At 69.6% G+C, this 24,664-nt stretch carries 22 protein-coding genes, 2 tRNA genes and 1 pseudogene (1 of these 25 running past the window's edge); 9 read left to right on the top strand and 16 right to left on the bottom strand.

Annotation, left to right across the window (positions count from 1 at the left end; genetic code table 11):
- Positions 1-61 (bottom strand) — tRNA-His (locus ACOQPP_RS04385) (it extends 13 nt beyond the left edge of the window).
- A 716-nt stretch (positions 62-777) separates the two neighbouring features.
- On the opposite strand from ACOQPP_RS04385, the pseudogene ACOQPP_RS04390 reads away from it, so the two are divergent.
- The 8 genes and pseudogenes from ACOQPP_RS04390 to hutI form a co-directional block, all read left to right on the top strand.
- Positions 778-1,202: pseudogene (locus ACOQPP_RS04390) on the top strand (IS110 family transposase); the annotation flags it as partial.
- A gap of 350 nt (positions 1,203-1,552) precedes the next feature.
- Positions 1,553-2,041, top strand: a complete 489-nt coding sequence (locus tag ACOQPP_RS04395) for an IS110 family transposase (protein WP_419166621.1) — start codon at positions 1,553-1,555, stop codon at positions 2,039-2,041.
- Between the two features lie 237 nt (positions 2,042-2,278).
- Positions 2,279-2,881 (top strand): TM2 domain-containing protein, encoded by a 603-nt coding sequence (locus ACOQPP_RS04400; RefSeq protein ID WP_419166465.1) that lies wholly within the window; start codon positions 2,279-2,281, stop codon positions 2,879-2,881.
- 67 nt (positions 2,882-2,948) lie between these two features.
- Positions 2,949-3,800: a chlorite dismutase family protein gene (locus ACOQPP_RS04405; RefSeq protein ID WP_419166464.1), complete on the top strand. Its 852-nt coding sequence runs from the start codon at positions 2,949-2,951 to the stop codon at positions 3,798-3,800.
- Positions 3,797-5,431 carry a histidine ammonia-lyase gene (hutH, locus tag ACOQPP_RS04410; RefSeq protein WP_419166463.1) on the top strand — a complete coding sequence of 545 codons (1,635 nt, stop codon included), beginning with the start codon at positions 3,797-3,799 and terminating at the stop codon, positions 5,429-5,431. The genes ACOQPP_RS04405 and hutH overlap by 4 nt, the downstream gene beginning before the upstream one ends.
- The gene (gene ftcD, locus ACOQPP_RS04415) at positions 5,428-6,354 is read left to right on the top strand and encodes a glutamate formimidoyltransferase (RefSeq protein WP_420635973.1); all 927 of its coding nucleotides are present in this window, start codon (positions 5,428-5,430) and stop codon (positions 6,352-6,354) included. The genes hutH and ftcD overlap by 4 nt, the downstream gene beginning before the upstream one ends.
- The gene (hutU, locus tag ACOQPP_RS04420; protein WP_419166462.1) at positions 6,351-8,009 is read left to right on the top strand and encodes a urocanate hydratase; all 1,659 of its coding nucleotides are present in this window, start codon (positions 6,351-6,353) and stop codon (positions 8,007-8,009) included. The genes ftcD and hutU overlap by 4 nt, the downstream gene beginning before the upstream one ends.
- A 16-nt stretch (positions 8,010-8,025) precedes the next feature.
- On the top strand, positions 8,026-9,267 hold the full coding sequence (hutI, locus tag ACOQPP_RS04425) for an imidazolonepropionase (RefSeq protein WP_419166461.1): 1,242 nt from the start codon (positions 8,026-8,028) through the stop codon (positions 9,265-9,267).
- A gap of 42 nt (positions 9,268-9,309) precedes the next feature.
- Here hutI and ACOQPP_RS04430 read toward each other — a convergent pair whose 3' ends face one another.
- From ACOQPP_RS04430 to ACOQPP_RS04455, 6 genes are read right to left on the bottom strand one after another with little or no spacing between them, the layout of a single operon-like run.
- Entirely contained in the window at positions 9,310-10,446 is a 1,137-nt protein-coding gene (locus ACOQPP_RS04430; protein ID WP_420635913.1) for a 6-bladed beta-propeller, read from the bottom strand.
- Positions 10,447-10,501: 55 nt separating this feature from the next.
- Complete coding sequence (locus ACOQPP_RS04435) at positions 10,502-11,824, bottom strand: metallophosphoesterase (protein ID WP_420635914.1); 1,323 nt, start codon at positions 11,822-11,824, stop codon at positions 10,502-10,504.
- Positions 11,825-11,847: 23 nt separating this feature from the next.
- Positions 11,848-12,828 (bottom strand): hypothetical protein, encoded by a 981-nt coding sequence (locus ACOQPP_RS04440; protein ID WP_419166459.1) that lies wholly within the window; start codon positions 12,826-12,828, stop codon positions 11,848-11,850.
- Positions 12,815-13,621 (bottom strand): sensor histidine kinase, encoded by an 807-nt coding sequence (locus ACOQPP_RS04445; protein WP_419166458.1) that lies wholly within the window; start codon positions 13,619-13,621, stop codon positions 12,815-12,817. The genes ACOQPP_RS04440 and ACOQPP_RS04445 overlap by 14 nt, the downstream gene beginning before the upstream one ends.
- On the bottom strand, positions 13,618-14,109 hold the full coding sequence (locus ACOQPP_RS04450; protein ID WP_419166457.1) for a response regulator: 492 nt from the start codon (positions 14,107-14,109) through the stop codon (positions 13,618-13,620). Before ACOQPP_RS04450 ends, ACOQPP_RS04445 begins: the two co-directional genes overlap by 4 nt.
- A 6-nt stretch (positions 14,110-14,115) precedes the next feature.
- Positions 14,116-17,217, bottom strand: a complete 3,102-nt coding sequence (locus ACOQPP_RS04455) for a HEAT repeat domain-containing protein (RefSeq protein WP_420635915.1) — start codon at positions 17,215-17,217, stop codon at positions 14,116-14,118.
- Between the two features lie 86 nt (positions 17,218-17,303).
- On the opposite strand from ACOQPP_RS04455, the gene ACOQPP_RS04460 reads away from it, so the two are divergent.
- A tRNA-Pro gene (locus ACOQPP_RS04460) sits at positions 17,304-17,377 on the top strand.
- Here ACOQPP_RS04460 and ACOQPP_RS04465 read toward each other — a convergent pair.
- From ACOQPP_RS04465 to ACOQPP_RS04505, 9 genes are all read right to left on the bottom strand, one after another.
- Complete coding sequence (locus tag ACOQPP_RS04465) at positions 17,359-18,015, bottom strand: non-canonical purine NTP pyrophosphatase (RefSeq protein ID WP_419166455.1); 657 nt, start codon at positions 18,013-18,015, stop codon at positions 17,359-17,361. The genes ACOQPP_RS04460 and ACOQPP_RS04465 overlap by 19 nt on opposite strands.
- Complete coding sequence (locus ACOQPP_RS04470) at positions 18,003-18,959, bottom strand: hypothetical protein (protein WP_419166454.1); 957 nt, start codon at positions 18,957-18,959, stop codon at positions 18,003-18,005. Before ACOQPP_RS04470 ends, ACOQPP_RS04465 begins: the two co-directional genes overlap by 13 nt.
- 13 nt (positions 18,960-18,972) lie before the next feature.
- Positions 18,973-19,227 (bottom strand): hypothetical protein, encoded by a 255-nt coding sequence (locus tag ACOQPP_RS04475; RefSeq protein ID WP_419166453.1) that lies wholly within the window; start codon positions 19,225-19,227, stop codon positions 18,973-18,975.
- Positions 19,228-19,253: 26 nt separating this feature from the next.
- The gene (gene cyoE, locus ACOQPP_RS04480) at positions 19,254-20,174 is read right to left on the bottom strand and encodes a heme o synthase (protein ID WP_419166452.1); all 921 of its coding nucleotides are present in this window, start codon (positions 20,172-20,174) and stop codon (positions 19,254-19,256) included.
- 19 nt (positions 20,175-20,193) lie between these two features.
- Positions 20,194-20,499 carry a cytochrome C oxidase subunit IV family protein gene (locus ACOQPP_RS04485; protein ID WP_419166451.1) on the bottom strand — a complete coding sequence of 102 codons (306 nt, stop codon included), beginning with the start codon at positions 20,497-20,499 and terminating at the stop codon, positions 20,194-20,196.
- Positions 20,500-20,536: 37 nt separating this feature from the next.
- Positions 20,537-21,151 carry a cytochrome c oxidase subunit 3 gene (locus ACOQPP_RS04490; RefSeq protein ID WP_420635916.1) on the bottom strand — a complete coding sequence of 205 codons (615 nt, stop codon included), beginning with the start codon at positions 21,149-21,151 and terminating at the stop codon, positions 20,537-20,539.
- A gap of 42 nt (positions 21,152-21,193) precedes the next feature.
- A complete protein-coding gene (locus ACOQPP_RS04495) occupies positions 21,194-22,960 on the bottom strand; it encodes a cytochrome c oxidase subunit I (RefSeq protein WP_419166449.1) in 1,767 nt (588 codons plus the stop codon).
- Between the two features lie 15 nt (positions 22,961-22,975).
- Positions 22,976-23,644, bottom strand: coding sequence for a cytochrome c oxidase subunit II (coxB, locus tag ACOQPP_RS04500; RefSeq protein ID WP_419166448.1), 669 nt, complete (start codon positions 23,642-23,644; stop codon positions 22,976-22,978).
- A 91-nt stretch (positions 23,645-23,735) separates the two neighbouring features.
- Complete coding sequence (locus ACOQPP_RS04505; protein WP_420635917.1) at positions 23,736-24,593, bottom strand: carboxypeptidase regulatory-like domain-containing protein; 858 nt, start codon at positions 24,591-24,593, stop codon at positions 23,736-23,738.
- Positions 24,594-24,664: the final 71 nt, after the last annotated feature.

Consider the following 24,664-nt stretch of genomic DNA (forward strand, 5'->3'; position numbering starts at 1 on the left):
ACTCGAACCCGCGACCTCCAGGGCCACAACCTGGCGCTCTGACCACCTGAGCTACGCCCACCGCAAGGTCCGCCCCCCGGGATCCCCGGGCGCGGGCGCGACAATCTAGAGGAAACCCGCGCTCGCTGCGAATCGCAGTCTTCCCCAACGACACATGGGGATCTGTCCGCAAGGCCGGGCTCGGAAGGTGCCCGTTCCGGCGCGGAGCCGAACGGTGCCGCAAGTTCCGAGCGGATCCCGCGCCCGACGCCGTTCGATGGCTCGGAGAAGCGGGGGTGTCGGAGATCGTATCGGTCGACCACATTCGCACCGAACTCTGCCCCGGATCGAATGACAGCTGAGGCGACCGAGCATGTTGTTCGGATTCGCCGACGATATTGAGAGATCGCCGTTGCCCCCGGCCCTTTCGCTCCGGGCTACCGCACGGCCTCCGCGCCACGACGATCGACGGGTGCGCAATGTGACCGACTTGGCCGCTGGCCTCTGCCGCTCCCCGGTCACTCGCCGTCGCAGGAGTTCGGGACGAGCGTCACCGGCGAAGCCACTCCTGCGTCGGTTTTCTTGCAAAGTTCACACTCGATTGGAGCAGTTTAGGCACAACACGGGCGGACCGGCCGCGGAGTAACCAAGCGCCCCCCTGCCGCAGAGCACCTGAGGGGGACTCGTACCCGCGTCCGGAGCCGCGATGGATGCCCAGGGGGGAGTTGCGCCATCGAGCGCCAGTACAGGGACCGGCAGGCATCGGGGCGACCGCCGAACCGTCAACCGGGCGGGAGCATGGTAAGAAGACCGGTCCTCTTCGCCGGCGTTGACTGGGCCTCGGAGACGCACCACGTCTGCGTCGTGGGCCCGGACGGGGCGACGAGGCGCGAACGGACGTTCCGCCACGGCGGGGCGGGGCTGGCGGAGATGGCCGAGTGGATCGTGGCCGGGACGGGCGCCGCCGCCGGGGAGGTGCCGGTGGCGATCGAGGTTCCGCACGGCCCGGTGGTGGAGAGCCTCATGGACCGCGGCTATCCGGTGTACGCCGTCAACCGAAGCAGCTGGACCGCTTCTCCCCGGCCGGGGCGAAGGACGACAGCCGCGACGCCCGCGTGCTCGCCGACGCCTTGAGGACCGATCTCCACCGCTTGCGCAGGATCGATCCGGTGGATCCCGTCGTTGTGGAGCTGAGGGAGTGGTCCCGCATCGCCGAGGAACTCACCAGGGACCGCGCGCGGCTGGCCAACCGCGTGCGCGAGCAGCTGTGGCGCTACTATCCGCAACTGCTCGACGTCGGCGACGAACGTCGCGCAGCCGTTCCTCCTCGATCTGTGGGCCCGGGCGCCGGGTCTTGGAAATCCTGCGCGCGACGCCGGTTCCGGTCGCTCCGGGAACGACCGAGGCCGCCGTGGCCCACATCCGCGGCGCCGCGGAACGTCTCCGCCTCGCGCAGCGGCAACTCCGCGACGCCCGGCGCGAAATCGCACGCCTGCTCAAGAGGTTGGCCGATGGCGAGGACGCCGGGGCCGAACCGCCCGGCGGGCAGCGCGACGTCACGATCCTCTCCTCCATGCCCGGAGTCGGCCGGACCGTGCTCGCCACGCTCCTCGCCGAGGCCTCCCAGCCCTTGCGCAGACGCGATTGCCAGGCGCTCCGGTGCCTGTGCGGAGTGGCTCCCGTCACGCGGCGGTCCGGCAAATCGGCCATCGTCGTCCGCCGCCTCGCCGCCCACCCCCGCCTGCGCGACGCACTGTACCACGGGGCCCGAGCCGCCGTCCACCACGACCCGGCGAGCAAGGCCAAGTACGCGGCCCTTCGCGCGCGCGGCCACGGTCACGCCCGCGCGCTTCGCTTCGGTGGCCGACCGGCTCCTGGCCGTGGCCTGCGCCATGCTCAGGACGCTGACCGTCTACGATCCCGGTCCCGCGCAGCAGCCGCAGCACCACCTCCAACTTCCGCCGCGCGCTCCAGCGCTTCGGCAGGCCCTCGGCCTCCGCCGGCTTCTCCGACATCTTCGCACCCCCTCTCTCCGGACCCCGTAACGTTGGACCGTGCTTAACGGGTGTCCAGAAAAACCGGGCGCGCTATAGAAACGGGAAGGCGAACAGGAGATCTTTGAGAATGGGAAAGAAGAAGCTCCGGCGCGCAACGGCCCGTGCGGATACGCGCACATACCGGTAACGTGTTCCTCGGGCCTTTGGGCGACTCTGCCAGGATCCGTCGCTGTCGACGCCCCCCCCCGTCGGCGATCGGGCCGAGGAAACAAATCAGGTCGCTGGTGCGTAGAAAACGAGCCATGAGCGAACAGCCGAACGATCCCGGGCGCGCCGTGCCGGAGGGGGCCGTACCTCCGTTCGCCGTGGTGCCCCTCGTTACCTCGCCCGCCCAACCGTCCGCCGACGCGGACGAGAAGTACAGCACAGGCATCGGCTTCGGGCTCTGGTGCTTTACCCTGATCTTCGTTTGCGGAATCCATCGCTTCTACCTCGGCATGTACGGCACCGGGTTCCTGTGGCTGCTGACGTTCGGGCTATTCGGGGTCGGCCAGTTCGTCGACCTGTTTCGGATGAAACACCTCGTGCAAAAGGCGAACGTGCGCGATGGCTATCTGCTCCATCCCCGGCAGGCGCACCGGCTCGCCACGGGCACCCGACCTCCAACCCCGGAGCGGAAGCTCACCCCGGCCGAGAACATGCAGCAGACGCTGCTCAAGGCCGCGCAGGCAAACGGAGGCGTATTGACCGTGACCCAGGGCGTACTGGCTTCCGGGCTCGGTTTCGAGGAGGTGGAGGAGGCCCTGCGCGAGATGGTGGTCAAGGGGCATGTGGATGTGGACAACGCGGCCGACAGCGGCGTGATCGTGTACCGCTTTCCGGGACTCGCCGGACCCTTCGACTGACAGCCCGGGGGACGTTGCGGTCCGCGCGGGTGCGCCGCAGCTTCGTGCGGCGATGAGTACACCGACCATGCCCGGGAACACCCGCGCGGACCTTTCGGCCGCCGAGATCCCGCCCGCCTCGCTGGAGGGCTGGTACGTCCTCCATCAGTCGCTGAACGTGGACTGGCCGGCGCTCAAGGCCGCGGATCCCGCCGACGCGCGCGGAGCCGTGGCAAGCTTCGTCACACTCGCGGAGAGATGGGCGGCCGATGCCGAACCGGGCTGGTCGGGCGTGTACCGGGTGGCGGGCGGGGGCGTCGATTTCCTCGTGCTTCACTTTCGCGACTCGCTGGACCGGCTGATCGAGGCCGGACACGAACTGCAGCTCTCCCCGTGGGGCGACTTCGTCCTCGTGCGGGAGGAGTACCTTTCCGTCGTGGAGTTGGGTCTCTACGCCCTCACGCGGGACCTCGTCGGCCGCGTCGACCCGACGGACCGCGCCGCCTGGGACGACGCCCTGCGTGAAGCGCTGGCGGAGGAGCGCGAAAAGGGGTTCGTCCGCCGTCGCCTGCAGCCACGGCAACCCGAACACATGCCCTACGTCTGCTACTACCCGATGGACAAACGGCGAAACCCGGGACAGAACTGGTACGCGCTCACGCTGGAGGACCGAGCCGCGCTGATGGCCGCGCACGGAACGGTGGGGCGGTGCTACGCGGGCCGTATCGCCCAGGTCATCAGCGGATCGATGGGACTGGACGACTGGGAGTGGGCGGTGACGCTGTGGGCCGCGGATCCGCTCGAGTTCAAGGCCATCATCAGCGAAATGCGCTACGACGCGGCGAGCGCGGAGTATGCCGAATTCGGTCCCTTCCTCGTCGGCAAGCGGATCTCGGGTGGAGACTTCGACGAACTTCTTCCCGCCCCGACCGCACCGTGAGCGGCGATCGGGGCCGCTCGGCCGCGGGCGGGGCCGCGGCGGCGGGGTCCGTCGCGCTCTCTCCCCATCTCACCATACCGGAGGTCGTCGCCGTGGCGCGCGAGGGCGCCCCGGTGGACGCCTTGCGGGGCACGGCCCGGGAACGGGTGGAGGCGAGCCGCGCCACCGTGTTGGAGGCGCTCGCCCGGCCGGGCGCGAGGATCTACGGCATCACGACCGGCTACGGGGCGCTGGCCGGGACCCGGATCGAGACGCGGGACGCCGCGCAACTCTCGCGCAACGTCGTCCTCAAGTGCGCGGCGGGTCTGGGGCCGCCTCTGCCCGAGGACTGGGTTCGCGGCATGCTCCTCGCGCGGGCGAACTCGCTGGCCCGGGGCGCGTCGGGCGTGCGGCCGGTCATCATCGACACGTTGATCGCCATGCTGAACCGCGGCGTTACGCCCGTCGTGCCCGGGAAGGGATCGCTGGGGGCCAGCGGCGACCTCGCCCCGCTCGCGCACATCGCGGCGGTCGCGACCTCGGGGGTCGACGAAGAGAGGGACACCTTCAGCGGCGAGGCCTGGTTCGAGGAGTGCCGTACGGACGGGGCGACGGCGATGGCGGCGGCCGGGATCGCCCGCCCGGTCATCGAAGCCAAGGAGGGACTGGCCCTGACGAACGGCACCGCGATGATGGTCGCGGGGGCGGCGCTGCAGCTTCACGACGCGAGGCGGCTGCTGCTCCACGCGGAACTCGCGGCGGCGCTCGGCTTCGAGGGACTGCTCGCCTGTTCGGCGGCGCTGGATCCGGCGCTGCACGAGGCGAACAACCAGCCCGGCCAGGTGGCGACGGCGGCCCGGCTGCGGGCGCTGCTGGCGGGGAGCGGGCTCGTCGATTCCGATCCCGACAGGGTGCAGGACGCGTACAGCCTCCGCTGCACCCCGCAGATCGCGGGTCCCGTCCACGACATGCTGGGCTTCCTGTGGGCGCGGGTGGAGGGGGCGCTGAACGCCGTGTCGGACAACCCGCTCGTCTTCCCGGCGGCGAGGTCGGCCCCGGGGGCCGTCGTCTCGGGCGGCAACTTCCACGGAGCCGGGCCTGCGCTGTGGCTCGACACGCTGGGCATCGCGATGGCGGATGTCGCCAGCCTCTCCGACCGGCGCGTGTTTCGCATGCTCACACCGGAACTCTCCGGGGGACTCCCCGCCATGCTCGTGGCCGAGCCGGGGCTTCACGGCGGGCTGATGTCGCTCCAGTACACCGGGGCGGCGCTCGTCTCGGACAACAAGACGCTCGCGCACCCCGACTCCGTCGACTCGATTCCCACGAGCGCGAACCAGGAGGACCACGTGAGCATGGGGGCGAACGCGGCTCGACACGGGCGCGAGATCCTCGACAACACGCGGGCGGTCATCGCGATCGAACTGCTGAGCGCGGCGCAGGCCGTGTACCTTCGGCCGGGCGGAGTCGAGCGCCTGGGGACGGGAACGCGCGCCGTCTACGACGCGCTGCGGGCGTGCGTCTCTCCCGTGGTCGAGGACCGTTCGCTGTCCGCCGACGTGGAACGGGTGGAAGCCACGATCGAGGACGGGAGACTGGAGCGGGCAGCGGCGGCCGCGCTGGGCGATCTCTGGCCTCCGGCACCCCTCTGAGGCCCGAGAGCCGGCACAGCCGGGGGTGGCTCCTCTGCGAGCCGAACGTGAGCGAGGGCCGTGACGAGACGCGCATGGCCCGTTTCGCCGAGGCGGTGGCGGCGACGGCGGGCGTCCAACTCATCCACCGCTCGGCCGACGCGGACCACCACCGGATGGTCCTCGCCTATGTGGGAGACCCGGAGGCCGTCGTCGAGTCCACGGCGGCGCTCGCGGCCGAGGTGTACGAGGCGGTCGACCTGAGACGCCACCGGGGTGTGCACCCTCGGCTCGGCGCGCTGGACGTGGTCCCGTTCGTGCGGGGGCCGGGTTGTCCCGAGGCGGAGGCGCTCGCCGCGGCGCGGAGCTTCGGGGAGCGGGCCGCGGCGCGCGGGATTCCGGTCTTCTTCTACGAACGCTCGGCGACTGCAAGGGAACGGGCCTCCCTGCCCCGCATCCGGGCCGGGCAGTTCGAGGGCCTGGCCGATAAGCTGGCCCGACCGGAATGGAGGCCGGATCTGGGGCCGCCAGCGCCCCATCCCACCGCGGGAGCCGTCGTCGTGGGGGTGCGAGCGCCGCTGGTCCGCTTCAACGTCAACCTGGCGACGCGGGATCCGGGGCCGGCCCGTCGAATCGCGGCGGCCATCCGGGCATCGGGGGGCGGGCTCCCCCATGTCCGGGCGCTCGGAATCTCGCTCGAACGCCGGGGCCTGACCCAGGTCTCCGTCAATCTGACGCGGTATGCGGTCACGCCGATCCCGACGGTGTATGATCGGATCGTCGAGGGCGCGCGGGCCGAGGGCGTGGCGCCGGCCGGGTCGGAGTTCATCGGACCGGTGCCGGCCGAAGCGCTGCGCGGCCTCGATCCGCGGCGTCTGGACGCGGACCTCGCGCGGGCTCAGATATTGGAGTTCTCGTCGACCGAAACCGGAGCATCCGAATGAAGCCAGCCGGACCCATCCACGCGCCGCGCGGGACGGCCCTCTCCTGCAAGGGCTGGCACCAGGAAGCGGCCCTCCGGATGCTGATGAACAACCTCGACCCGGCCGTGGCCGAGCGGCCGGACGACCTCGTCGTGTACGGAGGCGCGGGCAAGGCCGCGCGTGACTGGGCCTGCTACGCGAAGATCGTCGAGACACTGCGGCGTCTGGAGAACGACGAGACGCTCCTCGTCCAGAGCGGGAAACCGGTCGGGGTGTTCCGGACCCACGACGAAGCCCCGCGGGTCCTGATCGCGAACGCCCACCTCGTGCCTCGCTGGGGGAGCGTGGACGAGTTCCGCCGCCTCGACGCGCTGGGCCTCACGATGTACGGGCAGATGACGGCCGGCTCCTGGATCTACATCGGCACGCAGGGGATCCTGCAGGGGACATACGAGACATTCGCGGAGCTGGCGCGGCGGCACTTCGGCGGCTCGCTCGCCGGACGGGTCGTCGTGAGCGCCGGGCTGGGCGGGATGGGCGGCGCGCAGCCGCTCGCCGCGACGATGAACGGGGGCGTCTTCCTCGGCGTGGAAGTTCGGGAGGACCGCATCCGGCGGCGACTCGAGACGGGTTACTGCGACCGCATGGCGACGGACCTCGACGAGGCGCTCGATCTGGTTTGGGGGGCCGCGGGTCGGGGGGAGGCGCTCTCCGTGGCCCTGCTCGGGAACATCGCCGAGGTGCTGCCGGCACTCGTGGATCGCGGGGTGGTGCCGGATGTCCTCACCGACCAGACGTCGGCGCACGACCTCCGGCTCGGATACATCCCGGCGGGCCTCTCCGTGGAGGAGGCCGAGGCGATGAGCGCGGCGGACCCCGACGGGTACGTGGAGCGGGTGCTCGATTCGATGGTGGCGCACGTGTCGGCCATGCTGGCGCTTCGGGCGGCCGGCGCGATCGCGTTCGACTACGGGAACAACCTCCGCGGCCAGGTGGCGGACCTGCGCGGGATGGCGGAGGCGTTCGAGATCCCGGGGTTCGTCCCCGCCTTCATCCGGCCGCTGTTCTGCCGCGGCGCCGGCCCCTTCCGCTGGGCCGCCCTCTCCGGCGACCCGGCCGACATCGCGGCGACGGACGAGACGGTCCTCGGGACATTCCCCGAGAAGGAGGCGCTCGGGCGCTGGATTCGGCAAGCCCGTGAACGGGTGCACTTCCAGGGTCTTCCGTCGCGTATCTGCTGGCTCGAGTACGGCGAGCGGGCGGAGATGGGGGAACGCTTCAACTGGCTGGTGAAGACGGGCCGGGTCCAAGCGCCGATCGTGATCGGGCGGGATCACCTGGACACGGGTTCGGTCGCCTCGCCCAACCGCGAGACGGAGGGGATGCGAGACGGTTCGGACGCGATCGCCGACTGGCCGCTCCTCAACGCGATGCTGAACACCGCGTGCGGCGCGAGTTGGGTCTCGATCCACAACGGGGGCGGCGTGGGCGTCGGCTACTCGACCCATGCGGGCATGGTCTGCGTCGCGGACGGCACGGCGTCGGCCGGTCGCCGGCTGGAGCGCGTCCTCACGGCCGACCCCGGTACCGGCGTGATGCGGCACGCGGACGCGGGCTACCCCGAAGCGATCGCGACGGCGCGGGAGCGCGGGGTCGACCTCCCCATGCTCGAGTAGCCCCGGACGCCCGCCCATGCCCCGGCTCGAGAACATCGGGTGCCTCGCCACCTGCGCGAATCCATCCGGGCAGGACGACATCGGGCTCATCCGGGATGCGGCGCTCGTGTGGAAGGACGGGATCGTGCGCTGGGCGGGATCGGCGGCCGCGCTCCCGCCGGAGTACGCAGAGGAGCCCGCGTGGGACGCCGGGGGGCGCCTCGTGATCCCCGGGCTCGTCGACGCCCATACGCACCTCGCCTTCGGCGGCTGGCGGGCGGACGAGTTCTCCGACCGCATCCGGGGCCGAAGCTACCTTGAGATCGCGGGCGCGGGCGGCGGGATCGCCTCCACCGTGCGCGCCACGCGCGCCCTCGACGAAGAGGCGCTCCTGGTACGCTCGCGACGCTTCCTGTCCGGGATGGTGGCACTCGGCGTCACGACGGTCGAGGCCAAGAGCGGGTACGGGCTGGACCTCGAGACGGAACTGCGCCTCCTGCGCGTTTACCGACGACTCGACGAGATGGGCCCGGCGCGCGTCGTCGCGACCTGTCTGGCCGCGCATGTGGTCCCCCGGGAGTGGGCGGCGGACCGGACCGGCTACGTGCGACTCATCATCGACGAGATTCTTCCCGCCGTGGCGGAGCGCGGGCTGGCCGATTTCGTGGATGTCTTCGTCGAGGAGGCTGCCTTCTCGGCCGACCAAGCGCGACGCATCTGCAAGCGCGGGCGCGCGCTGGGGCTACGGCCGAAGCTGCACGTCGACCAGCTGAGCGGAGGTGGCGGGGCGGAACTCGCGGCCGAAGTGGACGCCGTGTCGGCCGACCACCTGGAATCCGTCTCGGAGGCCGGGATCGCCGCGCTCGCCGAGGCTGGTGCGGTCGCCGTCACGCTGCCCCTCGCGACCCTCTACCTGGACCAGGCGCCACCCCCGGCCCGCGCGCTCATCGACGCCGGCGTGGCGGTGGCCGTCGCCACCGACTTCAACCCCGGCACCGCTCCCTCGTATCACCTCCCCTTCGCCATGACGCTCGCCTGCGTGCGACAGCGCATGACGCCGGCCGAAGTGCTGAAGGGCACGACCCGGTATGCGGCCCGGGCCGTCGGCCTCGAAGGCACAGTGGGGTCGCTGGAACCGGGAGCCGCCGCAGACTTCGCGCTCATCGACGCGCCGAGCGCGGAACACTGGCTCTACCACCTTCGACCCAACGCGTGCGTGGCCACGGTGGTCGGCGGCACGATCCGGCACGGACACCCCGCGGCGGCCTGGCTGCCATAGCTGGCGTCCGTCCCGAGTCCCCGGCGCCGTCCCGCGATGCCGTCACGAGCCGTCGCCTCGTGCGGGACAGCCTGAGGCGGGAGCGGCCAAGTCGTCAGGGACGCGGTATCGCGCAACGTGGGGGATGCCGAGGGCGGTCCGAGCCGCCGCGTACAGGGCCTGGCCTGCCACGGCGTGGACCCACGCTTCCCGCGGCAACGACACCGAGCCCAGATACGCCAGATCACAATCGTGAACATCCCACATCTGCAGACGGGGATCGCCCTGCCGGAACGTGCGCAACCACACGCGGGCTCCGTCCCCGGAGACGATCATTCGGGCGAAGGCCGGCTTGAGGCGGGGGACCGGAATGGGCATTCTCGGGTCCAGGTCGACCCGCTCATCGAGGTCGGCGATGGTCTTGCGGATGCTTTCACGTTCGGCGGCATGCAAAGGAGGCCTCGGGAAGTCGTGCGAGACGTCGCCGGCGGGATGTGCCCTTCCGTCTCTCACCACGAAGCGGTGGATGCGGTACTCGCCGCCGAACCCGCGCAGGATCTCGGGACCGCGGCTGTCCCACACGCCGCTCGGTCCGTACGGCGCCCGAACCTGGGTGAGCCCCGGTCCGCCGAAGCGGGCCGCCAGCGCGCGGTACCTCACTTGAACGACGCTCGAATCCACCCAGGTGGCCACGGTGTCCACGATCTCTCCCGGCGGGCGGACGAGGTTCAGGTAGACCTCGTCATAGCGTCGGGTTTCGAACGGGTCCCTCAGGGCCCGGCGCTCCACAGCCAGCACGTCGTCCCCGACCGACGACAACTCGAAGACCGATGTCCAGAGGGGGTCCGTCCAGGTGTCCCGTAACGCTCCGCTCCGGTCGAACACCGAGATCCGGAGGGCCTGACGATCGAGAACGGCGAGATCCTCGCCGTTCCACGCGAGCCGGTGCGGCGACACGAACTCGCCGGGGCCCTCCCCTTCCCGCCCGATGGCGAGCCTGAACCGGCCCTCCCGATCGAAGATGGCGACGCGACGCGCGCCTCGATCGAGGATGTACATGTTCCCCTCGGCATCAGCCTCGATGTCCCCAACCTCCTCGAATTCATGGGGATCCCCCTCTGCCAGGCCGATTGTGAGGTCCCGGGCGAGCACAGGGGGCGGTGGCCCAGAGCGGGCTCTCCCCCGTCCCCGCCAGCGCACGCACCCACCAGGAGGACCAGGCCGACAACGGCATGCGCCCGCGGCCGAGTGATTCTCACCTGTTCGCCAGCCCCGCCTCCGGCGCGGGCCCGAGGGGTCGCGGGTCGCCCGCGAAGCCGACCGCGAACCGGTTCCAGCCGCCTCCGGGCCGGCGCGCGAGGAGGAGCATCTCCGCGGCCGCGTCGAGGAGGTCGACCGCGATCAGCCTGCCTCCGTAGCTCTGCCGGATCGTGCGAACCGGCGTGTGGCCGACCACATGAACGTCTGCCCCGAAATGGTCGAGGACGGCGTCGAGGTGCGCGCCCAGCGTGTCGGTCAGCACGAGGTCCCGGTACCAGAGCACGCTCTCGGGCGCGAAGAAAAATTCGTAGCGGCGATAGACCTGGGCAGAGTCGAGCGACGTCGCGCGGGGGAACTCCTCCAGGAACGCCGGGGCATGCCACCCCGTGAACAGCGGTTCCGAGATGAAGGTTCCGAGCGTGTCCTGATAACTCTGGACAGAGTATTCCAGATAAGGGGGACTCACGCCCCCGTGCGCGAGCAGCAGGTCGCCGAGCCGGGCGAGGCCGGGTTTCCCGGCGAGCCAGCGGCCGAGGATGGATGTCGCCGGGTCGAAGAGCTTCTGGTAGGACATGTCGTGCCGCTCGGCGATCCCCGCCTCCTTGGGCGACACGTAACGGAGGTCCCCGGACATGACCATCGCCTCGTGGTTGCCGAGCAGCGTGAGGACGCGCCCTCCGGCGGCCTCGGCCTCCCGCTCCAGCCGGTACACGAACCAGAGGAGGCGGGTCACGTCGTTCCCCCGGTCGAACAGGTCTCCGAGCAGCGCGAGCGTGGCGTGCCCGCCCGTCCAGCGCAGTTCGGCGTCGATGAGGCCGGCGCGGGCGAGAAGTTGCAGGACGCGGTCGAACTCGCCGTGCACGTCTCCGAACACGAATACCGAATCCGACCCCGGCAGGTCGACCGCGGGACGTGGCGGAGGACCCAGCCGGATCTCGGTGCGGTGGAGGCGGTCCGCCCCGTCCGCGCCGTACTCGATCGTGACGACCGGGGCATCCACACTCAGCCGTGCCTCATGTGTGTCACTCCGCGCCGTCCTCTGCTCGTCCACGACCCTGCCGTCCACGATCGCGCGCCCGAGCCCGGGAGCCGGTTCCTCCGTGAGCCAGCGGACCTCCAGCCCGGCGGAGTCGAGCCCGATGTAGAGCCCGTACTCGCCCTCGAAGCGCCACGCGGTCTGCCCCGGCCCGGCGGGCGGCGCGATCGGCGGGGACGTGTGCCCGACCGGCGTCCCGGGGCCGCCCAGCCATCCGAGCCCCGCCGCCGCCACGGCGCATCCCGCCAGCCCCGGGCGGCCGGGTCCCGAATCGTCCCGCATCACGGACATTGGAGGCCGCGCGTTCAGGGGATCAGCCCGTAACGGCCGTCGTCGACCCACTCGAGCAGTCGAACGATGCGCCGATGGATGGCCCGGACCTCCGATTCGGTGAGCCCGAGCTGGACCCGCTCCTCGCCGTGGCGGACGCCGCGGCCGGGGTCGAGGTTCTCGGTCGGCTCCACCTCCGTGAAGTTCCCGTCCCGTATCTCGAACTGGACGAGGACCCCGAGACGCGCCTGCAACTGCTCGAGCGAAACGCGGCGCAGCCGGTCGATGGCCGAGGCCGGGTATCGGTCGAGCCGCAGGTCGCGCCACCGCGTGCCGCGGTCGCTCTCCTCGCTCGCAAACGCCACCCCGTTGTCCACGCTGAACACGCGCGGCCAGGCGGGATCCAGCGACTGCACGAAGTTCCCCGGGTTCGAATCGCTGTGGCGGATGATGTAGGTGAACAGGTTGAAGGTCCCCAGCAGGCGCTCGTAGACCTCGTCTTCCTCGATCCGGTCTCGATCCTCCAGTTCGTCCGGGACCTCGACGTTGAACAGCCAGTACTGGAGCGCGACGAGCGTCATCCGCCACTCGTCGAATGTCTGCTCGGGAGGGTTGGCCGCGTCCCCCGCCCGCGCGACCGTGGCCCGGACCTCGTCGAGGGGGAACGCCCGGATCGCGGTCGGGGGGACCACCCATTCCCGCTCGTCCAGGAAGAGATCCTGGAGGGCGTAGGCCGCCAACTCGTACCGCGGCCGGTTGTTGAACTCATCCGCGCCCTCAGCGGCGGGGGCGTACTTGATCTGGAGGACCCGGTCCCCGGACTGCAGCGTCACCCGGTAGGTGCGTTCTCCAGGGAGGCCGCGGGACGGCTGCACGTCGATGACCTCGATCTCACCCTCGCGCAGGATGCGGTCGATCTCCGCGACGGGGAGGAGGAAGTTCGCGTCCTGGGCCGCGACGGCGGCCGGCGCGCCCGCGACCACGACCGCGGTGCGCAGGACATCACGGAGTCGCATCCGAGTCCTCCTTTCGCGTGGTATCTCCGGGCGGCCGAAGCGGCAGGTACACGTCGAACGTCGTCCCCCGCCCCGGCTCGCTCTCGACCGAGATTTGGCCCCCGTGCTGGTGGACGATCTGGAGCACGATCGCGAGTCCGAGCCCCATCCCGATGCGTTCGCCCTTGGTGGTGAAGCCGGGCTCGAAGATCTCCCCGATGACCTCGGGCGCGATGCCGCGGCCCGTGTCCGCCACGCGGACATGCACGCGGTCTCCCTCCGCCCGCGTCCGGACCGTCAGCAAACCGCCGTCGGGCATCGCCTGGGCGGCGTTGTGTACGAGGTTCATGAATATCTGGTTGACCCGATTCGGGTGGCAGACCACCGGCGGGAGATCCCCGAAGTCCCGCACGACCTCGATCTCCTTCAGGGCGTGCCCCAACAGGACCAGCGTGCCTTCCAGCCCCTCGTGCAGATCCACCGGCCGGGCCTCCGATGCCGTGGGCCGCCCGAAGTTCCGCAGGCTCTGCACGAGCCGCACCATGCGGTCGACCGCGATCCGGTTCGTCCGCAGCACGGACTCGGTGGCCCGCACGACCCGGCGTACCTCGTCGAGTTCATCGGGGGTCACGACCTCGTCTTCGAGGATCACCCCCAGCTTGAGCAGGGCGCGCTCGATCACATGGTGGTTGCTGTGGAGCGCCCCCAGCGGCGTATTGAGTTCGTGCGCGATCCCGGCGACGAGGGTGCCGAGCGTGGCGAGCCTCGCCTGCGTGATCTCCCTGGCCTTGGCCTCGGCTGCGGACCCCGTCACAGGAACGCGTGGATCCAGCGTTCGCGGAGTCCCGCCAGCTCTTCGTGCGCGGCCTCCAACTCTGCCATTCGGTCGCTCAGCGCCCGAAACAGAAGACTGCGTTCCACCCCGTTCCGGATGGCGAACCCGAGCGCGTCGTTGTCCCACGGCTTCTCGATGTACTGGAAGAGGCCTGCCTCGTTGATCGCGCGGATCGCGTTTTCCTTGTCCGCGTAGCCGGTGAGGAGGATGCGCGTCGCCTCCGGCCGCACCTTCCGGGCCCGGGTCAGGAACTCGACCCCGTCCAGTTCCGGCATCATCAAGTCGGCGACGATCGTGTGCACGGTCTCCTCGCGGAGCCGCTCGAGCGCCGCCCGCGGCGACGTGAAGGGGAGCACGCGGTGATCCGTCTCCAGCTCCAGGAACCCCCGGATGGCCTCGACGACCATGGCTTCGTCGTCGACGACCATGACCGTGCCGGCGCCGCGGTTCAGTTCATCTCTCTTCATACGGCATCATGCCACGGCCAGGCCGCGGACGCGACTCGCAAGCCCGCGGAGGAGGTCGAGGCCGAGTTCGGGGTGGTCGATGAGGAGGTCGCGGAAGTCCTCCCGGGTGATGCGGAGGACGCGCGTCGGGCGGGTAGCCCGCGCCTCGACGAGGCTCGGGTGTTCGTCGATCAGCGCCCAGGTGCCGAACGCCTGCCCATCCGCGATCGTCACCGAACCCTGCCCGACCCCCTCGAGCGAGACTTCGCCGTGGATGACGAGGTAGAGGGCGTCCGTCGGTTCTCCCTTGCGGATGAACACCGCCCCGTCTCGCGCCTCGACTTCCCGCGCGATGGATCCGAGGAGGGCCAGTTGCCGGCTCTTCACGCCGGAGAGCAGGTCCACGTTCTGCAGGCGGAACACCTTCTCGATCAGTTCCATCTCTTCTCCCTCGACATCCGGCCGGATGTCTGTTTCGATCTGCGCGGATACCCGGAGGGCGCATGTCCCGATCCAGTCGTCCTCGTCATCCCGGAGGTCTCGCAGTGCCTCCTGCGGCGACGTGCGGGCGTCCGCCGGGGCGTCGTCCGCCAGGAAGGGCTCGAGCCGCGAGAAGACCCCGTGACCCACCGTGCTCTCGATCCATTCCAGAGCGTTGGCCCGCCGCCGCGGGTCGTCGCTGTCGAGCGCAAGATAGCTGCGACGCATGGACCGTTCGGGATACACGAGCCCCAGCCAGCGGAACACGCCGGCCCGCCGGTCGCGACGAGCTTCCTCGAGTGCCCGCAGGAGGAGGGTGCGCGGCGTCGAGGCGTCCACTTCGCGCAGCGCCTCACAGGCGCGTGCGTAGCGCGCGGAAGTCCGCAGCTCGCGATCCACCGCCTCGAGCACACGGTCCTCGGGAAACGACAGGTGATCGTGCGTCGTGCGGAGGCGGTGCAGCGCGACGAGGGCCTGGTCATCGAGCGCCTGTTCCGTCTCCGGCAGGAGGTACGACGTGATGAGCGCGTCCACGGTCGCGGGCGTCGCGATCTCGCCCAGCACGCTCGCCACCCCGCGCCGCACCCACGGGTCGGCCGTCGGGTCGGCCAGGGCCCGCAGGAGCGGCGCCACGATCTCCTCGCCTCGCAGCGCGAGCCCGTCTCGCGCGGCGGCGCGGGTCCGGGGGTGGGCCAGAGCGGCGATGGCGACCTGAACGAGGCTCGGCTGCGGGAGCCGGGCGGCGCTGCGGACGGCGGCTGCCGCGACCTCGTCGTCCGCGTGGGTCGCAAACTCCCGCACGACCTCCTCCACTGCCGGGTGGCGCGGCACGAGGCCCGCCGCCGAGGCCAGCTCGAACGCACCCTCGCGGTCGAGCGCGCCCCCGGCCCGCCGTTGGAGGAGCTTCTCGAACTTGGGCGTGGCGATGCGCTCGGCCCGGGCGGAGCTGAAATCGTGCGAGAGACACGCGAGCGCGGCGGTCCGGATCGCACCCGACTCCGCGTCGAGGAGGGGGAGCAGGATGTCCCGGGGCGCGGGCCCCGCCCTGAAGGCGAGCACGCGGACCGCGGCCTCCCGGACGCGTGCGCTCTCGTCCGCGAGGCGCGCGCGGATCGCGGCTTCGTCCTCGATCGAGGGGACTCGCAGCAGCGCCCCGAGCGCTCGGGCCCGCAGGTCGGGGCTCTCGTGTTCGAGGAGCCGGTACAGTTCGGGGGAGAGCGCCGCGACGTCCTCGGGCGTGGAAGCGCTCAGCAGGTCGAAGGCGAAGGCCACCTTGAGCGGCCGCCCATCCCGCAGCGCCTCGCGGGCGAGATCCAGCGCCCCCGCGTCGGCCATGGAGACGAACGTTCCCCGCAGGCTCGCGAACCGGCCCTCGAACGATCGGGCGAGGCTGGTCACGTATTCCCGCCGAACCTTCAGGAACGCGATGAGGAGCGCGACGGCGAAACCCAGTCCGAGGACTCCGATGAGGAGGAGACGGCCGGTGAGCGAGACGGAGGCGAGCGCGAGCGAGGGGATGGCGATGAGGGCGCCGGAGAGGGCCTTCCCCAGCCCCTTCTCGATCGCCACATCGATGTAGGACTTGGCCTTGAGCTTGATGTCCTCCGGGACGGGGACATAGAGGATCTCGCGCCCGGTCCGTTCCGCGGAATACCGGAACACCTTCTCGGTCGTGCGCGCGCCCGTCGCCACGGCGAGGGCCCCGACCGAGAGCCACACGGCCGCCGCGAGCGCGCCGGTCGCGAGCATCACGGCGACCGGGAAGATGATGACCGCCACCGCCGCCCCCCAGCGCCGCAGGATCGGCCGCAAAGCGAGGAGGACGAGGATCGGCATCCACTGCGTGAGGGCGTCGACGAGACCCAGGAAGCCGGCGATGGCGCCTACGTCGGTGAAGACCTCCCGGGTGAGCGTGTTGTACTGGTAGTCGATGAACTGCTTGACCACGATCGTCAGGAGAACGGTCGCCGCGATGAGCCGCACCTGGGGATTCGCGGCCATGCGGCGGAGTTCACCGCTCTCCAACTCGGGGTCGTCCCGCCGCGCCGGCGCCGGCGGTGCCTCCGGCGCTTCGCGAGCCCATACGGCCGCGATTCCGAACGCGAGGATGAGGAGCGCGACGCCGGCGACCAGGAGCAGGTTCTCCGAGCCGCCACCTCCGGGCCACACGACGTGCGTGAAGGCGCCCAGCGTCGCCCCGCCCGAGCCCGCCGCGATGACCACGGGATAGGCGCGCTTGGCGTCGCGCGCGTTGTAGAAGATCTGCGTGGCAATGTAGAACTGCGTGACGAGCGAAGCCGCCAGCAGGTCGTACCAGCCGTAGAAGACGAGCCCGAACCACGCGGTGCCGGGCTGGTAGAGCAACCGGAAGACCACCATGCTCGCGGCGAAGAAGGCCGCGGTGGCCGGGATGAGCCGGCGCCACGACATCCGGTCCGACAGGTAGTTGTAAATCGGGGCGACGACGATGACGGCCGCGCTCACGAAGTAGACCTGGTAGAAATCGCCCACCGCGAGCCCGGAGAGGGCGAAGGCGCTCCGCAGGGGCCGCAGGATCCCGATGACGAACAGGACGAGGGCCGCCAGGCCCATCATCGCCAGCAGCTTCCCCGTCCCCGGCCGCCGCTCGAAGGCCCCTCGGAACCTCATGTCTTCTCCTTCACGGCCGCGGGGTGGCTTCCACCTCCGCGAGTGCTTTTGCCACGGGGTCCCGCATGGTCCATCTTCCCACCCTTCGGGGCGTGGCGCAGTCCGGTAGCGCACCTGCTTTGGGAGCAGGGGGTCGCCGGTTCAAATCCGGCCGCCCCGACTTCGCAGGACATGCGTTTCGATCCACCCCCCGGCCCGCCGCACCGCGGCCGACCGGTGGCTCGTCTCCGCCTTGACCCCCTCCGGCAACTCCGCATAGGTGCGATCGTAACCCGCGGGCACGAAGAGCGGGTCGTAGCCGAAACCGCCCTCACCGCGAGGCTCGCGTACGATGCGCCCGCGCGCGACGCCTTCCACGACTTCGTGCCGCAGCTCGTCCGTCAGGGCGACCGCGCACCGATAGTGCGCCTCCCTGTCCCCATCCGCCACGCCGGCCAGACGTTCCAGCAGCCACCGGTTGTTGGCCTCGGCCCGTCCCCAGCGGTCCGCCCATTCGGCGGGGGCGAAGCGCCGGGTCCGGACACCGGGGCCGCCGTCGAGCGCGTCCACGCACAGACCGGAGTCATCGGCCAGGACCGGAAGCCCCGACCGCGCGTGAAAGTACTTCGCCTTGGAGAGCGCGTTGCGCGCGAAAGTGTCGAAGGGCTCGAGGTCCCCTTCCTCCTCCCGCTCGGGAAGGCCCAACTCCGCCGGCCCGAGCAGCCGGACCGGCACATCGGCGAGAAGATCCCGGATTTCCCGGAGCTTGTGAGCGCTGCGCGTGGCGACCAGAACCGGAGGCGGGTTCAGTCCGCCCAAATGCGCTCCGCCGTGACACGCTTCGCGAGTTCGGGGTGCGCTCTCCACAGATAGGCGACCATGACGAGCGCCGCGAAGACGTTCCCGACGAGGATGGACCACCACGCGAGTGCCTGGAGGATCCAGCCGCCCAACATCGCCACCATCGCGATGAAGAAGACCTCGAACACAACGAACAGGACCAGGATTCCCAGCACGAGCGGCGGAAACCTGGCCGCCTGTTTCGCGAGACCCGAAACGATGACCCCGAACAGTACGAAGAAGGCGAAGTGGGCCAAGCTGTAGCCGAGGACCGGGCCTGCGGCGATCTCCACTCCGGTGGCGGCCGGGGCTCCTCGGAAAAGTACCGTCGCCAGCGCCGCGGGCGTGTAGAAGGGCTCGCGCAGGATCGTGTCGATGATCAGGAACCAGACCGCGACGACGAGGGCGCCCAGCAACCCGGCGTAGATCCCGTGCCGGGTGACTTCGTGCGTCCGGAGGAAGTTCACCACGCCCACCACCCCCGGTTCGGAACTCACCCAGTGCATATGGGTGAACATCACGACCCCGGCGAGCGCGTTCCCGAAGAAGACGGCGGGCCAGCCCGGCGCGGAGAGGACGAGCGACGACGGCGCCCGAAGCAGGCCGGCGTAGAACGCGAGCGAGCAGACGAAGAGGCCGTACAGGGCGCCGATCAGCACGTTCCGCGGCAGGCCGGCCCAGCGAACCAGCGCCGCGGCCAGCATCCCGAGCCCGCCCCACACCGCGAAGTGGATGACCGTGAATCCTGCGATGATTCCCGCGCTGGGCTCGACCTCGGCACGGCTCACGATCGCCCCCCACAGGAACGCGGGGGTGCGCAGCGGCGTCCCCTGGCCGAGGTCGTAGAAGTAGAAGAGGACGGCGAGGACGAAGCCGCCCAGCAGCCCGCCAACGAGCCCGTGCCGGACGCGGCGCGTCAGCATCGCCGCGTCCCGCTCAGCATGTGGAATCCGCGTCGGCGGCCTGGGCCGTCTCCCACTCCCGCTGCTCCTTCAGCGCCATCTCGACCTCTCGCTCGCGCTGGCGCCGCCGGGCGCGGAAGATCCCGCCACCGATGACGACCAGGAGGAGGTACGGCATCGCCGCCATGAGGACGAACATCCACACGTATCCCGCCTGCTGGTCGGGCGTATGCTGCATCTGGAGCGTCGCCTCGACGGCGTAGACATATGTGGCTGTAACGTTCAGCACGGGCTCGACGATGACGGCGATGTGAGTCAGACCTTGTCCATCACGAGGATGGCCATCAGCAGTGGAAGATACAGGATGGAGGCCCGGAACAAACGCCTGGCCCGCGCCGCCGACGCCTCGCGACCGAACCGCAGCGCCGCCCACAGGAAGCCTCCGCCCAGAACGAGCGCGGCCGCGAAGTAGACGGGACCCGTGAGGCCGAGCACGCTCGGCATCACACTCACGGGGATCAGGGTGAGCGTGTACAGGACCGTCTGGCGCCGTGTCTGCCGCCCCCCGGGATCGCCGACCGAGAGCATGCGCAGCCCCGCCGCCCCGTAGTCATCGCGCAGCAGCCACGCGAGGGCGAGGAAGTGCGGCAGTTGCCAGACGAAGAGGATCCCGAACAGGACCCATCCGCCCGGGCCCAGCTCCCCCGTGGCGGCGGTCCAGCCTCCGAGGATCGGGAGCGCTCCCGGGACCGCCCCCACGACGGTCGAAAGCGAGTGTACCCGCTTGAGCGGCGTGTAGACGAAGTCGTAGGAGACGAACGTCGCGGCCGCGAGCACGGCCGTGACCGGATTGACCGCCACCGCCAGCCAGGCGATGCCCGCCGCGGCCAGGCCGCCCGAGAAGATGGCAGCGGGGAGCGTGTCGAGGCGCCCGGCCGGGAGCGGCCGGGAGCGGGTGCGGCCCATGAGGGCGTCCACGTCCCGCTCCAGCACCTGGTTCATCGCGCTCGTGCCGGCCGCCACCAGGGCGACCCCGATCATCGTGTGCGCGAAGAGGGCGAAGTCGAAGCTCACCGTGCCCAGGAGGAAGCCGGCCGCCGCGCTCGCCAGCACGAGCGCCGTGATCCGCGGCTTCGTGAGCTCGAGGTAGTCCTTCAGCGCCCTCCGGCCGACGCCGCGCGCCGCCGCGCCGCCGCGCGGCATTGCGGGAACCGTGGGGATGCTCTTCGCTTCCAACGTCGGCTCCGGAAGCAGGCTATACGTACTCCATCATGATCGCGATGATCATGATGGCCACCGCCGGAAGGGGCGCCAGCGCCACCAGCCGCAATCGGTTGGGTTCGAACTTCAGGTGCATGTAGTAGAGCGCGACCAGCAGCGCCTTCCACACGGCCATGATGAGCAGCGATACGACGATCATCCACTTGGAGATCCCGAGGAACGCGACGAACACCTCGAGGACCGTGAGGATGAACAGGTACAGCCAGATGAGCATGTACCTCGGATGCTCGTGTCCGTGATCTTCCACGGCGTCCGCCGCGTGCGCTCCAGCTTCACTCATTCGTTCGCTCCGTAGCTCCGGGCCGCAGCCGCAAGTGCTAGATCAGGTAGACGATGGTGAACAGGATGATCCACACGAGATCGACGAAGTGCCAGTACAGGCCGAGCACTTCGATCCCGTGCGTATTGTCCGCGCCCCAGTGGCCTCGATGGGCGCGGATCGTGGCCCACGCCAGGCAGATGACACCGAGCAGGACGTGGAAGCCGTGGAACCCGGTCATGGTGAAGAACGTCGCGCCGTAGAGTCCGGCGGCCGGCGTGAACCCGTGGCTGTCCTGCCATGACGCGTGCAGGACGAGTTCGGTGTACTCGTAGACCTGCACGCCCAGGAAGAGGGCCCCCAGCAGGGTCGTCAACAGGAGGTAGAGCTTGATCCCCCTCTGATCCCCCTCCTGCGCGGCCGCGAAAGCCTTCACCATCGTCACCGAACTGCAGATGAGGATGAAGGTATTCACGGCCGTCACGGGGACGTTCAGTACGTCCCCCGGGTTCGCCCACGTGTCGGCGGCCCCGAACCGAAGTACCACATACGAACCGATGAGGCCCGCGAAGAACATCACCTCCGAGCACAGAAACACCCACATTCCGACTTTCTGGGTGTAGACATCGATCCCTCGTTCGGGGACTCTGCCTGCCGTCGCGGCGTGTGCCATCTGGTCTGTTCCCTTCCTATCCGATCTCGATCTGATCGACTCTCAGTGGCTGTCCGGGGCGGGACTTACGACATCGGGCCGTTCATTCTGCGCCAGCCAGTCCTTGTCCTCCACATCCGGGTGGCTGTACTCGTGCGGGCCGTGATAGACGACGGGGATCTCCTCCCAGTTGCCGTGCTTGGGCGGCGAGGGCGTCTGCCACTCCAGCGTCGTCGCGTTCCATGGGTTCGCCCCGGCTTTTTTCCCCTTCTTCAGACTCCAGAAGAAGTTGAACGCGAACAGGAAGCCGGAGGCGAAGAGTACGAACGCCGACCACGTGATGATCGCGTTCGTGTCCTCGATCCCCTGCAGGTGCGCGTAGCCGGTGGAGTCGTAGATGCGCCGCATCATCCCCACCATCCCCACGCCGTGCATGGGGAAGAAGACCAGGTTGAAGAAGACGAAGGTGAGCCAGAAGTGGATCTTGCCCAGCGTCTCGTTCATCACCCGGCCGAACATCTTCGGATACCAGAAGTAGATCGCGCCGAAGAGAGCGAACAGGCTCCCGCCGAAGAGCACATAGTGGATGTGCGCCACGATGAAGTACGTGTCGTGGATATAGATATCGACCGGTGTCGAAGCCATGAAGACGCCCGACAGACCTCCGATCGCGAACATGGCCACGAACCCGATCGCGAACAGCATGGCCGAGTGGAGCTGGAGGTTCCCGCGCCACATCGTGCCCATCCAGTTGAACGTCTTGATCGCCGAGGGCACGGCGATGAAGAGCGTCGAAACCGTGAACGTAAGCCCCAGCATCGGGTTCATCCCGCTCTGGAACATGTGGTGGCCCCACACGATGAAGCCGAGGAAGGCGATCGAGACGAGCGCCAGCACCATCGCGTTGTAGCCGAACACCGGCTTCCGCGACCCCACCGAGAGGATCTCCGACGTAAAACCCATCGCCGGGAGGATCAGGATGTAGACCTCCGGGTGGCCGAAGAACCAGAACAGGTGCTGCCACAGGAGCGGCTGTCCACCGCCCTCCGGGAGGAAGAAGCTCGTACCGATCGTCTGGTCGAAGATGAGCATGATCCCCGCGGCCGACAGCACCGGCATGGCGAGCAGTGCGAGAATCGCCGTGATGAACAGCGACCAGATCGTGAGCGGCATGCGCATCCAGGTCATCCCGGGCGCCCGCAGGTTGATCACCGTGGTGATGTAGTTCACCGACCCGAGAATCGACGACAGCCCGACGAAAACGAGCGCCGCCAGCCACATGGTCTGGCCCAGCGCGACGCCCGACAGGTCGGGACGCGCGCTGAGCGGCGCATAGAGCGTCCAGCCGGCCCCCGCCGCGCCCCCCACCACGAAGAAGCTGGCCAGGGTCAGGATGCCCGCCGGGACCATCGCCCAGAAGGAGAGCATGTTGAGCCGCGGGAACGCCATGTCGTGCGTCCCCAGCTGCAACGGGATGAGATAGTTCGCCCATACGCCCACGAGCATCGGCATGATGGCGAGGAAGACCATCACCGAACCGTGCATCGTGACGAGCGAATTGTAGAACTCCGGCAGGATGTACCCGCTCGCGACCATGCTCTCGGGGAAGATCCCGCCCAGCGGCAGCTGGCCCCGCGCCGGCCACGCGATCTGGTATCGCATGAGCATCGCGAGCAGTCCGCCGATCATGAGGAAGAACAGCGTGTAGAACAGGAACTGGAGCGCGATGACCTTGTGGTCGGTCGAGAACAGGTATTTGCGCAGGAACGACTGCTCGTGCTCTTCGTGCAGGATCGCCTGCCCGGTCGCCTCCGCGATGATCGTCGCCATATCAGCCTTTCTCGATCACTGGGCAGACGCCTGGCCGGCCAGCCAGGCATCGAAGTCCGCCGCGCTGTGCACGGTTACGCTCGCCTGCATGTAGTAGTGGCCGAGGCCACACAACTCGGCGCACGCGATCTCGAAGTCCCCGGTCTGGGTCGCGTCGAACCACACCGGGATCGTCATGCCCGGCACCGCGTCCTGCTTCACGCGGAGTTCGGGGATGAAGAAGGAGTGGATCACATCCTCGGATTCGAGCAGGATCGTGATATCCTCGTTCACCGGGAAGTGGAACTGGTTGCGGACGGTGAAGTTGTCGTCTTCCGTCTCGATGTCCCGGTCGGCCCCCGGGTAGGTGATGTTCCACTCGAACTGCTTGCCGACGACCCGGAACTCGAGCGCGTCCTCCGGCCGGTTGGACGCCCCCTTGATGTCCTGCCAGACCGCGGCGGAATAGGCGCCGAGGATGGCGATGATGATGGCCGGGACGATCGTCCATATGACTTCGAGCCGGTTCGAGCCGTGGGTGTAGTGCGCCCTCGCCCCCTCACGCCCGCGGTACCTGAGGCAGAACCAGAGGATGCCGCCTTCGACGAGAAGGAACGCGATCCCGGTGATGACGAGGATGATCCAGAACAGCTGGTCGATCACGACGCCGAATGTCGAGTAGTTCGGGGGCAGCGCCCAATCCACGAGCTCTCTCCTTCCAGGTGAGCCTTCGGGTATCCGGGGCGGGGAGCGGGACCCGGCGGCGCGGCGGCCGTCCGGTCCCGCCCCGCTGGCGTTACTGCTGCGCGCGCTCGACCCGGATGCGGTTCGTGCCGTGCCCGACGACGAGCGCGTCACCCATGGGGACATCGGCGCCCGACATCTCGGCGTTGTAGTCGAAAGAGGCCTCGGCCATCTCGCCGGCCGTGACGGTCACGCTCGCCGTCATCGTGCCGAACTCCTCGTGCCACGCCGTCAGCGTGTAGTCACCGGCCGGCACGTTCGCGATCGAGTAGCTCCCGTCGGCGCCGGTCACCGCGAAGTAGGGGTGGTCGACGACGCCGATGTACGCCTGCATCCAGCCGTGCACATCGCAGCGGACCGGCACCATCACTTCGGCCACCTGGAAACGCTGCGTGCTCGTGATCCCGGCGCGGGGCTGGCTGATGTTGAAGCCCCGGTTCTCGGTCGGCGTGGCGTTGATGTTGTGGAGCAGGTTGTCGCTGTTCGTGATCTCGATGTCCTGCCCGCTCCGGACGCCAAGCACATGCGGCGCGTAGCGGCAGTTGGACTGGTCGAGCATCGCCGCGCCCGAGGCCGCCGGGGCCGCGGAGACGCCTTCGCTCAGATACACGAACACGTTGGCCAGGCCGCCGTTGGACACGAGGACGTTCTGGGCCATGGGCCCGTCTCCGCCGTACCCCGCCGCGCAGTCCTCCTCGGCCGACATGTCGATCGGCGCCATGGTCGGGACCATGCCGCCGAAGTTCGCCATGCCCGAGATGGTTCCGACCGTGGCCGGGTCCACCGCCGCCGCGGCCGGCGCCGCTTCGTCCGCCTCGTCCTCCGACGAACCGCCGCCCCCGCCGCCGCACGCGGCCATCGCCGCGATGGCCACGAAGGCCGCTGAACGGTTCCAGAAATGCGATCGCATTGACTTACCTCCGTACCAGAAACTCTGCGTTGATTCCCACCGGAATTGACACCGGAATCGCTACCGAAACT

This window comes from Candidatus Palauibacter sp., assembly GCF_965222475.1.
Taxonomy (GTDB): Bacteria; Gemmatimonadota; Gemmatimonadetes; order Palauibacterales; family Palauibacteraceae; genus Palauibacter.

Bases quoted from the DNA above. Each gene is read 5' to 3' on its own strand.
- ACOQPP_RS04405 (WP_419166464.1), top strand. From the start codon at position 2,949: ATGCCCGGGAACACCCGCGCGGACCTTTCGGCCGCCGAGATCCCGCCC.
- ACOQPP_RS04495 (WP_419166449.1), bottom strand. From the start codon at position 22,960: ATGGCGACGATCATCGCGGAGGCGACCGGGCAGGCGATCCTGCACGAA.
- ACOQPP_RS04455 (WP_420635915.1), bottom strand. From the start codon at position 17,217: ATGAGGTTCCGAGGGGCCTTCGAGCGGCGGCCGGGGACGGGGAAGCTG.
- ACOQPP_RS04490 (WP_420635916.1), bottom strand. From the start codon at position 21,151: ATGGCACACGCCGCGACGGCAGGCAGAGTCCCCGAACGAGGGATCGAT.
- ACOQPP_RS04485 (WP_419166451.1), bottom strand. From the start codon at position 20,499: ATGAGTGAAGCTGGAGCGCACGCGGCGGACGCCGTGGAAGATCACGGA.
- ACOQPP_RS04400 (WP_419166465.1), top strand. From the start codon at position 2,279: ATGAGCGAACAGCCGAACGATCCCGGGCGCGCCGTGCCGGAGGGGGCC.
- ACOQPP_RS04435 (WP_420635914.1), bottom strand. From the start codon at position 11,824: ATGCGGGACGATTCGGGACCCGGCCGCCCGGGGCTGGCGGGATGCGCC.
- hutU (WP_419166462.1), top strand. From the start codon at position 6,351: ATGAAGCCAGCCGGACCCATCCACGCGCCGCGCGGGACGGCCCTCTCC.
- ACOQPP_RS04450 (WP_419166457.1), bottom strand. From the start codon at position 14,109: ATGAAGAGAGATGAACTGAACCGCGGCGCCGGCACGGTCATGGTCGTC.
- ACOQPP_RS04470 (WP_419166454.1), bottom strand. From the start codon at position 18,959: ATGCTGACGCGCCGCGTCCGGCACGGGCTCGTTGGCGGGCTGCTGGGC.
- ACOQPP_RS04440 (WP_419166459.1), bottom strand. From the start codon at position 12,828: ATGCGACTCCGTGATGTCCTGCGCACCGCGGTCGTGGTCGCGGGCGCG.
- ACOQPP_RS04505 (WP_420635917.1), bottom strand. From the start codon at position 24,593: ATGCGATCGCATTTCTGGAACCGTTCAGCGGCCTTCGTGGCCATCGCG.
- ACOQPP_RS04395 (WP_419166621.1), top strand. From the start codon at position 1,553: ATGCCCGGAGTCGGCCGGACCGTGCTCGCCACGCTCCTCGCCGAGGCC.
- hutI (WP_419166461.1), top strand. From the start codon at position 8,026: ATGCCCCGGCTCGAGAACATCGGGTGCCTCGCCACCTGCGCGAATCCA.